This window comes from Paenibacillus sp. 1-8 (assembly GCF_056316205.1).
In genome coordinates this window covers 4,676,184-4,689,522 of record NZ_CM149995.1, presented here as the reverse complement: position 1 = coordinate 4,689,522, position 13,339 = coordinate 4,676,184, and the positions used below count along the sequence as shown (strand labels likewise).

Below are 13,339 nucleotides of genomic sequence, written 5' to 3'. Positions count from 1 at the left end.
GTGCGCGGACAGATGTTTTTTGTGAAACATATTGCTCGTTGTAGCGTATGTAAAGTGAGCAAAGTTTCTAAGCCGGAGCATGTTATGTAGAGAAACACGGAAGAATATTAGAAAGGATTGGCTCATATGGATTGCAAACAAGCCGTCTCTTTTATGCATGACTATCTGGATGGCGACCTGTCCGAGCAGGACAAACAGGAATTAGAGCATCACTTGTTCACCTGCCTGGAATGCCGCATGCGTTTTAAAGAGCTGGAGCGGACGGATGCGATGCTTTATGGTACACGGCATCAAGTACCGTGTGTATCGGATGAGCTGACACTTCGCATTATGAATGCTTTGCCACCGCATAGAAGAGCGCCAATGGTGCCTATGCTGACTTGGGTGAAAAGGCACCCGGCTGTTACGGCCGCTGCTTTCTTTCTTGTTATTATATGCTCAAGTATGGCAAGCTTTTCAACCACAGACCATCAATTGGTAGTCAAGGGAAGCCATCTGGATCAGGTTGTTATTCAAGGGGATACTGTAATTGTGCCTGAGGGTAAATCCATTGCTGGAGATTTGACTGTGCAAAATGGCAAGGCTCGGGTATATGGCGATGTGGAAGGCAATGTAACTGTAATTGACGGTTCTTACTATCAAGCGTCCACGGCACATATTGCAGGACAAGTCAAAAGTATTGATCAAACCTTGGACTGGATTTGGTATAAAGTTACTGATTTGTTCGGAGGTACGTTCTCTCCATAAAAGAAGCTTGAACTGGCAAGAATGATATCGAGCGCCTCTTTCGCTGGAAAAGGCGCTTTTTTTTGTATATGAAGATGGCGATTTGTACTGTATTTTACTGATTTTAGTGGTTCTTTTGTCGTGCGGCTTGCAACGCGGGCCTTATCGTTATAACCTAGATAGAGAGAACATACTGTGTACATATATTTACACTCACTCACTACAGAAAATTGCGGGGGCATGCGCATGTTGGATTATTTCGCGGACCTGACTTGGAAAGAGTCCATTAAAGATATTATCGACATCCTGATCGTAACCTATATTATGTATCAGCTTATTTTACTTGTTCGCGGAACGCGTGCAGTTCAATTGCTAAAAGGAATTCTGTTCCTGGTGGTCATTTGGGCAGTTAGCACGTGGTTTGATCTGTATACGCTCAAGTGGCTGATGAACCAGATGTTTACCTTTGGTGTGGTAGCTATTTTCATTATTTTTCAGCCTGAATTGCGTCGTGCCCTGGAACAACTGGGGCGAGGCAAGCTGTTTGGGCGTTCTTCTGCGGACAATGAGGAGATAAACAAGTTAATCGGGGAAATGATTAAGGCGCTGAATTATTTATCACGTAGAAAAATAGGGGCTTTGGTCGTATTTGAACGCGAAACAGGGCTAAACGAATACACGGAGTCCGGTATCAAGACACAGGCAGTGGTCAGTTCCGAGTTGCTGATCAATATTTTTATTCCAAATACGCCCCTGCATGATGGTGCGGTCATTATTCAAAATAATCAGATTGCTTCTGCGGCCTGCTACTTACCACTGTCGGAAAATCCATTTATCAGCAAGGAACTGGGAACTCGTCACCGGGCAGCGATTGGGGTGAGTGAGGTAACGGATGCTGTAACTGTGGTGGTATCAGAGGAGACAGGGCAAATTTCTTTGGCTATCAATGGGCAGGTCGTGCGCGATATTAAGGAAGAATCCTTAATATCCAAGCTGTATGAGGAGCTACGGCCGACACCATCTTTGAAGGAAAAACGCGGCTCATTCTGGAATCGGAGGGGAGGCCGTGGAAATTCATGATGGACAAATGGATTAACAACAATACGATTTCTAAAATATTGGCACTCGCGGTTGCCGTCTTGCTGTGGGGATTGGTTCATCTGGACACAGGCACGCCTTCGTCCACGCTGACCGTTTCTTATGATAATAAAGTAATTGATAATGTAGGTATTCAGACCAGTGGTTTGGATGAGTCAAAATATGTATTATCTACAATGGATACTGACCATATAAAGATGGAGGTTAGAGGACAGCGCTCCGTGCTGACTTCTTTTTTCGCAGATAATTACCAGGCTCAATTGGATTTGAGTGGATTAGGAGCAGGTACTAAAACCTTACCGCTTGTAGCGAATCTGCCGAATGGCTTGGAATTGGTGTCTATGACTCCTAATCGTGTTACGGTCACGATTGAGGAAAAGGCAACGAAATCATTTAATGTTTCTATTGTTTCCAAGGGTAAACCGAATACCGGCTTGCAGCTTGGAGTGCCTGTGGTTGCCCCCCAAACGGTGAAGGTCACCTTGCCTAAAAGCCAGTTGAGTACAGTGACTGCGGTGCAGGGGGCTGTGGATACGGAGGGAATCTCGGAGAAATTTGAGCAGAAGCGGGTGAAGCTGAAGGCTTACAACAAAAAGGGACAGGAACTTACAGAAGCGGTTATTGAGCCTTCCACAGTGTCTGTTGAAATCCCGGTAATCCAGCAAACGAAGTCCGTGCCTGTTAAAATTGTCTATTCCGGAGAGCTGCCGAACGGTTTGGCGCTTTCCAAAGTAAATGCAAATGTAAAAGAAGCGATCGTATACGCCTCGCAGGATGTTTTGAGCAGCCTAAGCTCCTATGTTACGGCTACACTCGATCTGAGCCAATTAACGGAAGCAGGGACCCACACAGTTCAAGCTAATTTGGCAGCGCCCGCCGGTTCTGATAAAATCGAGCCTGGCTCGATACAAATTCAGGTGACAGTTGTGCCATCTAATCAGGTGACCGATGCGGAGCGAACATTGTCAGGCATTCCGATTGTTGTGCAGGGGACAGCAGACGGGACGACTGCGACGATTACAACGCCTGCAGACAAGACGAAGGATGTTACCGTGAAGGGGCCACAGGATATGATCAGCAATTTAACCAACGATGATATTAGTTTGGTTGCAGACGTAAGTGGTCTGGAGGCTGGTCAGCATGAGGTTGCTTTGAAGGTAGGCTTGCCCAAATACATTACGCAATCCGGAAACGCCAGCCAGCTAACGGCAACGGTGAACATTGAGAGCCCTTCAACGCCGGCTGTAACAAATCCGAGCAGCGGGAATGAATCAACCCCTTCCGGCAGCGGTAATAAGGGGCAGGAGAGGCCACAGGAGGGCCAGAGCGGTCAAGGTGGCTCCTCTGATGCGAAACCCGGGGACAATGCGGCTGCGGAGGATAAAACAAATCCTCATAACGGCGCAGATTCTTCTGCCAATGGAACCCCGGAGAGCGGTCAGCCATAACTTGATTTATCTGTAGTAAATATTTAAGGTTCATTAGACAAAAAAGGGAGTCATTTTACATGGGGAAATATTTTGGTACAGATGGTGTACGAGGCATTGCTAATCAGGAACTTACAGCAGAACTGGCATATAGCATTGGCCGCTGCGGCGGATATGTTTTAGCAGGGAATGTAGAAAAACCAACAGTTGTTATCGGTATGGACACACGGGTATCCGGTCTGATGCTGGAATCGGCGCTTGTAGCCGGTTTGCTGTCTATCGGGGCTAATGTGGTTCGTCTGGGTATCGTTTCAACGCCGGGAGTCGCTTTTCTTACACGTCAATTGAAAGCGGACGCTGGTGTAATGATCTCGGCTTCCCACAATCCGGTGGAAGACAACGGCATTAAGTTTTTTGGCGGCGACGGGTTTAAACTGACAGATGAAACGGAACTGAGAATCGAAGAGCTGATGGATACGAAGGAGGATCAATTGCCTCGTCCAATTGGTGGCGGATTAGGTACGGTTGTTGTAGACGAGCATTCTCGCTACGATTATCTGGAGTTTTTGAAAACAACGATTAGCCATTCTTTTGAAGGGCTCAAAATTGTACTGGATTGTGCGAACGGAGCGGCTTATGAGCTGGCGCCGAAGCTTTTTGCGGAATTGGGAGCCGAAGTATACACCATCGGTGCGGAGCCAAACGGGCTGAATATCAACGATCATTGCGGTTCAACCCATCCTGAAAAGCTGAAAGAGGAAGTACGCCGCTTGAAAGCTGACATTGGTCTGGCCTTTGACGGCGATGCAGACCGTCTGATCGCGATTGATGAGAACGGGGAAGAGGTAGACGGAGACTATATCCTTTGTATCTGTGGGGATGCGCTGAATCGCGCTGGCAAGCTCAAGGACAGCACTATTGTATCGACTGTGATGAGTAATATTGGTTTTTACAAAGCAACGGAAAAACTGGCGCTCAAGACTGCAAAAACTGCGGTTGGTGACCGGTATGTGATGGAAGAAATGCGCCGGGGCGGCTTTAATCTGGGCGGTGAGCAGTCTGGTCACGTTATTTTCCTCGATTACAATACGACGGGCGACGGCATGCTGACCGGGATTCAACTGGTGGATACCCTGAAAGCTTCCGGCAAAAAGATGAGTGAGCTGAAATCGCTCATGAAGCAGTATCCGCAAGTGCTAGTTAATGTGCGTGTACAGGACAAACGCAATTACGAGGGCAATCCTGCCATTGCAGAAGCGATTGAGCAGGTGGAACAGCAACTGGGTGATAATGGACGCGTATTGGTTCGTGCTTCCGGTACAGAATCGCTTATTCGTGTTATGGCTGAAGGGCCGGATAAGGATGAGCTGGAGCAATTTGTAGGACAGATCGTAGATGTTGTAAAAAAAGAATTAGTTTAAAATTTTGTAAACGTCGGTTGCCTGTTCAAAGTAAGCAGGTGACCGCGTTTGCAGATATTATTTTTAATTGAATACTTACCAGAACTTGCAAATATGAATAAAGTGTCATTGCCAAATAATGCTGAGCTGAATATAATATAGGGATGTTGTGACTCAGAAAGAGAAAGCGAGGGTTGTAAGGTAATGTAATACAAGCGCCAGAGCTTGATTTTGCGCGGGGGAACTTGTTGGTGAGGCAGATCATTCAATTTGGATGATGTTGCTCACAGATGGGTTCACGGCAAAGCGAGCTGACGAGGTGAAGGTGTTCGAAACATTCGGCGGGGACCTTCCGGTGAGGCATCGACCCGTAAATCGGCAGCGGAAAATAAGCAGGTAACTGTTTACACAACGCACCGATAGATGCTTTTATTTTATAACCTAAATTATAAGATTCATTTCATGAATGTGCGGCCATCATCATTGGCGTGCGCGGTTTGGGAATTTCGTTACATTCGTGAAGAGATGCCTGTAATTTTCTATAGTTATCATTGACAACTTCATAGATGAATGAACTTTATTCCGCAATCTACCGCACACGTTAGTCCTGTGATGAGTCGTCCTGTGAAATGATGATCGGGAGGATAACGAATATGTGTGGCATTGTAGGATATATTGGTGATCAGAATACGCAAGAGATATTGATTGACGGGTTGAAAAAGCTGGAGTACCGCGGTTATGACTCTGCGGGTATTGCCGTGTTTACAGATTCAGGACTGCAAGTAGCCAAGGCTAAAGGTCGTCTGGCGAATCTGGAAGCGAAGCTGGATGGTGCGCCGCTGGTAGGCCATGCAGGCATCGGGCATACACGTTGGGCAACACACGGAAAGCCTTCAGATGAAAACTCCCATCCGCATTTGGATGAGAGTCAAAAGTTCTCCGTGGTTCATAACGGGATTATCGAGAATTATCTGGAGCTTAAAGAACAGCTGATCAGCGAAGGTCATACCTTTATTTCCGAAACGGATACGGAAGTTATTTCCCATCTGGTTGCGCGTGAATATAAAGGAGATATCGTCAAAGCGGTACAAAAAGCAATTACCTTTATGCGCGGTGCCTTTGCACTGGGTGTGCTAACAGAGCACGAGCCTAATAAGCTGGTAGCTGTTCGTCAAGCTAGCCCGCTGGTTATTGGTGTGGGAGAAGGCGGGAACTTTATCGGTTCCGACATTCCGGCTATTCTGAAATATACACGCAATGTATTTATTTTGAACGATGGCGAAATGGCTGTTTTGACCAGTGATGCTGTCGAATTAATGACAATCGAAGGCCAATTTATTTCTCGGGAAATGATTCATGTCGAATGGGATGCTGTAACAGCGGAAAAAGGCGGCTATGAGCATTTCATGTTGAAAGAAATTTACGAGCAACCTAAGGCTTACCGTGACACGATGTTGGGTCGAATCGATAAAGAAACTAAAAAAGTTGTTCTTCCTGAGCTGAAGCTGACAGAAGAACAAATTAAAAATATCCGTAACATTCAAATTGTTGCGTGTGGTACAGCTTACAATGCTGGTTTGATTGGTCGTACGATTATTGAAAGCCTGGCTCGTATTCCGGTGGAAAACGACGTGGCTTCCGAGTATCGTTATCGTTCGCCAATCGTAACACCAGAGACACTGGTAATCGTAGTGAGTCAATCCGGTGAAACTGCCGATACATTGGCAGCACTGCGTGAAGCACAAGCAAACGGCGCTCATGTACTGGCGATTACAAACGTAGTCGGCAGCTCTATTGCCCGTGATGCAAATGATGTGTTGGTTACACTGGCAGGACCGGAAATTGCCGTAGCTTCCACTAAAGCATATTCTTCGCAGTTGATTGCGTTCTATCTGTTTGGTCTGTATCTGGCTCAAGTACGTGGCACACAAACGGATGAACAAGTAGCTCATGTGTTGGCTGCTATGGAATCACTGCCAGAGCAAGTAGAAGAAATGCTGGGCAAAGCAGACGCGATTAAAGCATACGCTGAGCAAATTGCCAGCCACAAGCACCTGTTCTTTATTGGTCGCGGTCAAGACTATGCTGTAGTACAGGAAGGTTCCCTGAAACTCAAAGAAATCTCCTACATTCATTCCGAGGCTTATGCGGCGGGTGAACTGAAGCATGGTACACTGGCATTGATCGAAGACGGTATTCCGGTTATCGCTTTGGTAACACAGGAATCCGTGTTGGAGAAAACCGTGAGCAATATCAAGGAAGTGAAAGCACGTGGCGCAGATGTTCTTGCGATTACGTACGAAGAGCACGCTGTTGAGTTGTTGAAGTCCGTGGATCAGGTATTTGCAATTCCGAAGACACTTCCAATCCTGTCTGCTGCGATTTCGGTTGTATCTCTCCAACTGTTGGCTTACTACGCTTCCCTTGCACTGGGTCATGATGTTGACAAACCACGTAACCTGGCGAAAAGTGTTACCGTAGAATAAGCAAGCCTTAGTAAAATTCTAAACTGTCTGGTGATAAAAAAGTACGGAACCAGTAAAAAAAGTCTGTAACTAGTCATTTTACAAACACCAAGAAGGATCCCGATGATATATCGGGATCTTTTTTAGCTTAGGAGGGCAATTATGTCTACAATAGGCCAACGAATTCGAACTATTAGAAAAACAAACAACTTAAATCAAATAAAGTTTGCAAATATAATTGGAATTTCTCAAGGAACGTTGAGTGAGCTGGAGCAAGATAAATACAGACCCTCTCTTGATATAATTATAGCAATTAAAGAAAACTTCAATTCCCATATAGAGTGGTTAATCTTTGGAGATACGCCTGTATCAAAGAACACTATTTTTAATTTAGCCATTGAAGCTCAGGAATTAGAACTTATTTCTTTGTTTCGAGAACTTACTAAAGAAGATAGAGATGAAATTATTGATTTTATAAAACTGAAGATTGTTCGGTACTAATCTTTCACGGGAGTTCCTTAATAATATGTCTTAGAAATACTCATTTTAATTTTGGTACATAAAAGTCACGAATTATCCGTATACCGATTATTCCTGGCATTTATGCATAAAAAAATTAACAATGACTATAATATGAATAGAGAAAGGAGTGTAATAATTCATGTCACTAAATTCACTTAGCATATTTGATATTGCTTTTGTAACATCCCACGGTATCTGTTTTCAGCAAGTTTTTTATACTTGCTCAAGAGCCATACGTGAGAAATGGTTTGAAAGAGCTTTGAAAGAAGGCGGTTGGAACCTCAGCATTAGATATACCCCAACTGATCTAAAATCAATTTACATAAGAAATGAATTTGAAGATTATGAAGAATGTAGATTGGTGGTAAAAGAATCATTACAAGGTCTTAACATAGAGACCTATTTACAGAGTGTGCAACTAATGAAACTTGCAAAAGAAATATTGAAAGACTATCCCTAAAAGTAAAACTTCAGCTATCACATAGTTAATTAAATTGTAAAAGAAGGTGTGAGGCGCTACTTCTTTAAGCGAACTAATGGGTACTAAAATTTTCTATTTACTATATCTTTTCTTTAAAGGATAGACAAAATGCTCCATTAAAAAGGTAATATTTTTACCGATTAGATTCAAATCTTCTTGTTCTAATACCTGCCCATTTAATTCAATTCGAAAACCAGAATTTAGAAATGCTAAAAGATCAAAGGATTTTTTGATTTTCTCGTTATTAAGGTCCGAATGAATTGTATCAAGTGAGTCCACACAGTAGGGGAACGTCATTTGATTAGCAATACAAAGTAAATAATCGGTTGTAACATCAAAAACCTCTGCTAAAGATATTAAATGATTAATTTCAGGTCGTGCTACATTTCGCTCCCAATTAGAAACAACCTGTTTGGTTACCCCGATTTTATTAGCAAGTTCCTCTTGTGTCCATTTATGGAGTAGTCTTAAATTTCTACATCGCTTTCCCAAAGTATTCATGAGTTCACCTCTATTGAGAATATCAAATAGGTTTTAACCCGACCCATCTGCTTACTAATTATACCTACTTATAGCTCATATTATGGCTTATTCATACCCTACTGTACCCTACGAGTAGCCTATGAATAGGCTACGAAGTAAAATATAGCTAAAAAATATTACTTTGCTATTGTATAAAGCTGTGAGTTGTTATATTCTACATTTGTATTTTGAAGTAAAACTAAAATATATCTTAGGAGTAGAAAAAGATAACTGAACTTTACTCTGATTTAGTAGTTCTAAAAAAGAAGGTGAATAATGAGCAAAATTCGATCAAGTAACTCTATAGCATCTATTCAACGGAAAATCAAAGAAGGAAGAGGTCAAGGCCACTTTTCGGAATATAAACCTTGGTTGACTGTACATGATGTACCTTCAATAGGGATAGTTACTCGAATTCTTGGTTGGAAAAGTGGTCGACTTCACCATTATCTGTCTGAACACTTTGAATTGGCACATCATTACCAAATGGAGTGGTCAGAGCAAGTGATTGATATTCGCGAACAATTTCCTTTATTACCCCTAGATAAAACCCTCTATATTGCTGAAAAGTTAGGCATTAAACATCCAACTGACCCCAAGAATAAGCTTCCCATCATTATGACTACAGATATGTTACTTACAGTAAAACAAGAAGAAAGTATAAAATTTATTGCACATTCTATCAAACCCTCTAACAAGCTGACAAAACGAGTTGTAGAGAAATTACAGATTGAAAAAGAGTTCTTTAAAGACCAAAAGATAGAGTGGGCACTTATTACGGAAAGGCAGATAAACTACAATTTAGTCAGGAATGTCGAATGGCTTCATAATGCTAAAAACAACGACAAATTGTCAAATCACCATATAAATAGTCTCGAAGAAAATCTCTATTGCGCTATTCAACAAAGTGAAAAACCACTTGCGAAAGTTACAAGAGAACAAGATGAATTATTTGGTTTACCAAGTGGGTACTGCATGCAAATCGTGAAATATTTGATAGCGAATCGTTATTGGGTAGTGGATATGACTCATTTAATACAGCCTACTCTACAATCCATGATCATTCTAGAAAATAGATTCCCAACGGGAGGTATTCTCTTTTGAATATTTTTATAAATAACATTGTACAACATGCATTAGGAAGCGAGGTACTTCCTGAATGTGAAAGAATATTATGGATTGATGCGGAGAAAGATTCTGTTATAACTATATCCATTACAGAAGCAAGTGCTCTTCCACAAGTTAAAGTTCTTTCGGTTAATAGAACAATTAAATAGTGGAAAATTAATAAAACTAACTTATGATCCCTTCTCAAAGTTTATGATTACTGAAGAGAAACTGAATGACAAAGAGATAAATATAAGGGATCACGCATGGGAATGCATAAAAGAAATAGTTGGGCTCGAACCCAACATTTATAATCCTAAAGAGCGATACCAAATGATCAAGGATGTGTGTATCCGTACGAATATAAGGAAAGAAATTTATTTATAAATATCTTCGCTATTTTTGGGTTGGTGGAAAGAAAGTTAATGCATTGCTTCCAAGGTTTAGAAACTGTGGAGGACCTAATAAAAGAAAAAATCCACTAAAGAAGATGGGGAGACCGAGAATGACAACTTTGGTTGATCCTCAATTTACAGGGGTCCTTGTAGACGAAGATACTCGGAAAATTTTCGATGAGTTTATAGCAAAAGTATATTTAAGAATTAATAGGAGGGACTCTGTAAAGTATACCTATATTCAGATGCTTAAGGAACGTTTTAGTATAGGTACAAAGATGATGGGAAAAGTTGAAATTCCAATCATGCCACCTGATTATAAAATTCCAAGCATCTCACAATTTCGATATCATATCCGAACACTTATACACGTAGAAGAATACTAACGGCACGCGAAGGAAAGTCTAGCTTTGACAGAGATTTTAGACCATTACTGGGATCAGAAACAGGGCGTGCCACTGGACCGGGGCAGATTTTTGAAATTGATGCTACGGTTGCTGATGTTTATTTGGTTAGTTCGGATGATGTCAACCAAATTATTGGGAGACCAGTTGTATACATTGTAGTGGATGTTTGGAGCCATATGGTGGTGGGTATCTACATTGGCCTCGAAGGACCTTCATGGCAAGGAGCTATGATGGCCATCGAGAATACGGCAGTTAATAAAGTAGAATTTTGTGAACAGTACGATATTGAAATTAGTGAGGATGATTGGCCATGTCATCATATGCCTCAACAGTTTTATGCTGACCGGGGAGAGATGGAGAGTAAGAGTGCAGATTCACTGGGTAAGCACTAGGTATAAAAATAAAAAACACGCCTCCTTATCGAGCCGTTCTTAAGGGTATCATTGAGCAGCAATTTCATACGCTTAATATGACATTACAGCCTTGGATGCCTGGAGCTGTAAAAAAAGAATACTAGAAGCGTGGTGGTCCAGATTATGTGCTTGATGCCACACTAACATTGAAAGATTTCACCCAAATGGTAATTGAAACTATTTTATACCGAAATAATTATCATTATATGGAGCATTACCCTTTAGATAAAGCTCTTTCTAAAGTTAATGTCATGCCGATCGCGCGAGAGCTATGGAGATGGGGAATTGCTCACGATCATTTTTTGCAGGAAATTGATTCGGATATAGTACGATTAAATGTTTTACCTGAGTATGAAGTGACAGCCGATAGAGAAGGAATCCATTTTCAGAAGATGTGCTATGTTAGCGATGAACTGGCTAACCAGGGATGGTTCGTTCAAGGTAAATCAATTAAAACGGTTATTGCTTATGACAGACGATGCATGAATCATGTCTATGTAAAAGTTAAAAATGGGCATGAATTCATAAAATGCAGCCTACATGAAAAGTCATCACGATTTTACGATTTGAGCTTGGAAGAAGTGAAAACTAAACAATTAAATGAAGGTATTCAGAAGGACCTGTATAAATCCCCTAAACTTCAAGAGGAGGTTTCACTAAGTGCAAAATTAGAATTTATAAGAGAGCGTGCCATAAAACGTGCTGAAGCACAACGTGATGTCTCTCTACCGAAAACCAAACGTAAAGCAAATATCCGGTTAAACAGGTTGGAGGAACGGGAAAAATTACGTAAAATTCAGAGTTTTAATCTTGGAAAACTTGGTGGTAAAAAAGATATAAATTTAGAAAAAAATTTAGAAACTGATGAGAAAAGCACAAGGATTCGGAGCACCGGCAGAGAATGTATACAGGGAAGATCTCCCAAATCGGCCGGCACCCCGCCTGAATGTCGACACGCGTCGAATTCCTCGATTGATGGCAAACCATTCCCAACGTTTCTTCTCCATTCGCTCTTTTTAGGCAAAATATTAACAACTTATGTTGGACAGACCAAATTTAACTAAAGTTTTACTATACATTCTTCGAAATTTTGATATAATTCTACCTAGGTCACATTTCCAATTATGATAGAAAATAGAATTGGATGGTTTTTATACCTATCCAAGCTGTGCGCGAGAGACCAGTCCACTGGCTACCCAGCAAGCCGGCATGCGGGGACCGACAATTGTGGAAAATGACAGCCGAGAATATCTCGCTCCATGACGTCAGAAGGTTCCGAAGCCAACCTTATCCCAATTCCGATGGAGGATGAAGCGCGTGAGCATTTTTGAAAAGCTGGAATCCAACGTAAGATCTTACTGCAGAAGCTTTCCGGTGGTATTCGACCGGGCCAAGGGGGACCTGTTATATTCTGAGGACGGAAGAGCATATATTGATTTTTTTGCAGGTGCCGGGGCACTGAATTACGGTCATAACAACGATTATATCAAGGACCGGGTTCTCGATTACTTGACCTCCGACCGGATTATGCACGGTCTGGATATGTATACAATGGCCAAGCGCGAATTCATCCAGAGCTTCTCGGAGCGGATCCTGGAGCCGAAGAAGCTGAATTACAAGCTTCAATTCTGCGGTCCGACGGGGACGAACGCGGTGGAAGCGGCCCTTAAGCTCGCACGCAAGGCGAAGAAGAGAACCGGGATATTCGCATTCATGGGCGGCTTCCACGGCATGTCGCTCGGCAGCCTGTCGGCGACAAGCTCCAAGTCCATGAGGGAAGGGGCGGGGCTTCCTCTGGGCGGAGTTACGTTCATGCCGCACCCGAGCGGGACTTTCGCAGAAATGGATACGCTCGGCTATATCGAGAATATCCTGACTGATTCGCACTCCGAAATCGACAAGCCGGCCGCCATCCTGCCTGCGGTACCGTCAGGCAGCATGGAATTCACCGCCAATCCAAGGGCTGTCTCGTTCATGCCATACGGAGCATTCTTTGAGCCTCATGCAGCACCATCGTCACATCTAATCGTCAGGAAAAGCTCACTACCCCGCAGCCGGATCTTTACTTATCCACACAAGGCGGAGGAATATACAAATCGTACATAGAGTGTATCAATATCCCTTAAATATAGGCTTCGACAAAGGCAGCTCCGGTGCCGAATCCGGAGGTACGGCCGACTTCCTGCTGGCCGGCCGGAACCCTACAGCAAGCCTTACATCGATGGGAGGAACATCCCTTGTCCACCCCCAAATCCAATTCCGAACCCAATGTTAAACCAAAGCCCGTCTTCGGGCGGCTCGTCCGCAGCAAGCATATTGAAGCAGAGGAGCCGGAAGCAGCCGCATCTCTTGCGTAGAACGATGCTCTTTGTTGTC

At 42.9% G+C, this 13,339-nt stretch carries 14 protein-coding genes and 1 pseudogene; 14 read left to right on the top strand and 1 reads right to left on the bottom strand.

Annotation, left to right across the window (positions count from 1 at the left end; translation table 11 throughout):
• Positions 1–126 precede the first annotated feature (126 nt).
• The 7 genes from AC0WRU_RS21550 (at position 127) to AC0WRU_RS21520 (ending at position 8,098) form a co-directional block, all read left to right on the top strand.
• The gene (locus tag AC0WRU_RS21550) at positions 127–747 is read left to right on the top strand and encodes an anti-sigma factor (RefSeq protein ID WP_025684677.1); all 621 of its coding nucleotides are present in this window, start codon (positions 127–129) and stop codon (positions 745–747) included.
• Between the two features lie 225 nt (positions 748–972).
• The gene (gene cdaA / locus AC0WRU_RS21545; protein ID WP_025684678.1) at positions 973–1,806 is read left to right on the top strand and encodes a diadenylate cyclase CdaA; all 834 of its coding nucleotides are present in this window, start codon (positions 973–975) and stop codon (positions 1,804–1,806) included.
• The gene (locus tag AC0WRU_RS21540) at positions 1,803–3,272 is read left to right on the top strand and encodes a CdaR family protein (RefSeq protein ID WP_476126266.1); all 1,470 of its coding nucleotides are present in this window, start codon (positions 1,803–1,805) and stop codon (positions 3,270–3,272) included. Before cdaA ends, AC0WRU_RS21540 begins: the two co-directional genes overlap by 4 nt.
• 59 nt (positions 3,273–3,331) lie before the next feature.
• Positions 3,332–4,672 (top strand): phosphoglucosamine mutase, encoded by a 1,341-nt coding sequence (gene glmM, locus AC0WRU_RS21535; protein WP_025684680.1) that lies wholly within the window; start codon positions 3,332–3,334, stop codon positions 4,670–4,672.
• A 632-nt stretch (positions 4,673–5,304) separates the two neighbouring features.
• Positions 5,305–7,137, top strand: a complete 1,833-nt coding sequence (gene glmS, locus AC0WRU_RS21530; protein WP_476126265.1) for a glutamine--fructose-6-phosphate transaminase (isomerizing) — start codon at positions 5,305–5,307, stop codon at positions 7,135–7,137.
• A 141-nt stretch (positions 7,138–7,278) separates the two neighbouring features.
• Positions 7,279–7,617, top strand: coding sequence for a helix-turn-helix domain-containing protein (locus AC0WRU_RS21525; protein WP_025683559.1), 339 nt, complete (start codon positions 7,279–7,281; stop codon positions 7,615–7,617).
• Positions 7,618–7,777: 160 nt separating this feature from the next.
• Positions 7,778–8,098, top strand: a complete 321-nt coding sequence (locus tag AC0WRU_RS21520; RefSeq protein WP_476126264.1) for a hypothetical protein — start codon at positions 7,778–7,780, stop codon at positions 8,096–8,098.
• A gap of 93 nt (positions 8,099–8,191) precedes the next feature.
• Here AC0WRU_RS21520 and AC0WRU_RS21515 read toward each other — a convergent pair whose 3' ends face one another.
• The gene (locus AC0WRU_RS21515) at positions 8,192–8,620 is read right to left on the bottom strand and encodes a helix-turn-helix domain-containing protein (protein ID WP_476126263.1); all 429 of its coding nucleotides are present in this window, start codon (positions 8,618–8,620) and stop codon (positions 8,192–8,194) included.
• Between the two features lie 297 nt (positions 8,621–8,917).
• Here AC0WRU_RS21515 and AC0WRU_RS21510 point away from each other — a divergent pair, with 297 nt between their 5' ends.
• The 7 genes and pseudogenes from AC0WRU_RS21510 to AC0WRU_RS21480 form a co-directional block, all read left to right on the top strand.
• A complete protein-coding gene (locus tag AC0WRU_RS21510; RefSeq protein ID WP_476126262.1) occupies positions 8,918–9,745 on the top strand; it encodes a TnsA endonuclease N-terminal domain-containing protein in 828 nt (275 codons plus the stop codon).
• The gene (locus AC0WRU_RS21505; protein ID WP_476126261.1) at positions 9,742–9,918 is read left to right on the top strand and encodes a hypothetical protein; all 177 of its coding nucleotides are present in this window, start codon (positions 9,742–9,744) and stop codon (positions 9,916–9,918) included. The genes AC0WRU_RS21510 and AC0WRU_RS21505 overlap by 4 nt, the downstream gene beginning before the upstream one ends.
• 335 nt (positions 9,919–10,253) lie before the next feature.
• Positions 10,254–10,529, top strand: a complete 276-nt coding sequence (locus AC0WRU_RS21500; RefSeq protein WP_476126260.1) for a hypothetical protein — start codon at positions 10,254–10,256, stop codon at positions 10,527–10,529.
• A gap of 24 nt (positions 10,530–10,553) precedes the next feature.
• Positions 10,554–10,709, top strand: a complete 156-nt coding sequence (locus AC0WRU_RS21495) for a hypothetical protein (RefSeq protein ID WP_476126259.1) — start codon at positions 10,554–10,556, stop codon at positions 10,707–10,709.
• A gap of 17 nt (positions 10,710–10,726) precedes the next feature.
• Complete coding sequence (locus tag AC0WRU_RS21490; RefSeq protein ID WP_476126258.1) at positions 10,727–10,942, top strand: hypothetical protein; 216 nt, start codon at positions 10,727–10,729, stop codon at positions 10,940–10,942.
• 146 nt (positions 10,943–11,088) lie between these two features.
• On the top strand, positions 11,089–12,027 hold the full coding sequence (locus AC0WRU_RS21485; protein ID WP_476126257.1) for a Mu transposase C-terminal domain-containing protein: 939 nt from the start codon (positions 11,089–11,091) through the stop codon (positions 12,025–12,027).
• A gap of 253 nt (positions 12,028–12,280) precedes the next feature.
• Positions 12,281–12,880, top strand: a pseudogene (locus AC0WRU_RS21480) (aminotransferase class III-fold pyridoxal phosphate-dependent enzyme); the annotation flags it as partial.
• Positions 12,881–13,339 lie beyond the last annotated feature (459 nt).

Coding starts and splice junctions, on each gene's coding strand:
- AC0WRU_RS21550 (WP_025684677.1), top strand. CDS start 127: ATGGATTGCAAACAAGCCGTCTCTTTTATGCATGACTATCTGGATGGC.
- cdaA (WP_025684678.1), top strand. CDS start 973: ATGTTGGATTATTTCGCGGACCTGACTTGGAAAGAGTCCATTAAAGAT.
- AC0WRU_RS21540 (WP_476126266.1), top strand. CDS start 1,803: ATGATGGACAAATGGATTAACAACAATACGATTTCTAAAATATTGGCA.
- glmM (WP_025684680.1), top strand. CDS start 3,332: ATGGGGAAATATTTTGGTACAGATGGTGTACGAGGCATTGCTAATCAG.
- glmS (WP_476126265.1), top strand. CDS start 5,305: ATGTGTGGCATTGTAGGATATATTGGTGATCAGAATACGCAAGAGATA.
- AC0WRU_RS21525 (WP_025683559.1), top strand. CDS start 7,279: ATGTCTACAATAGGCCAACGAATTCGAACTATTAGAAAAACAAACAAC.
- AC0WRU_RS21520 (WP_476126264.1), top strand. CDS start 7,778: ATGTCACTAAATTCACTTAGCATATTTGATATTGCTTTTGTAACATCC.
- AC0WRU_RS21515 (WP_476126263.1), bottom strand. CDS start 8,620: ATGAATACTTTGGGAAAGCGATGTAGAAATTTAAGACTACTCCATAAA.
- AC0WRU_RS21510 (WP_476126262.1), top strand. CDS start 8,918: ATGAGCAAAATTCGATCAAGTAACTCTATAGCATCTATTCAACGGAAA.
- AC0WRU_RS21500 (WP_476126260.1), top strand. CDS start 10,254: ATGACAACTTTGGTTGATCCTCAATTTACAGGGGTCCTTGTAGACGAA.
- AC0WRU_RS21490 (WP_476126258.1), top strand. CDS start 10,727: ATGGTGGTGGGTATCTACATTGGCCTCGAAGGACCTTCATGGCAAGGA.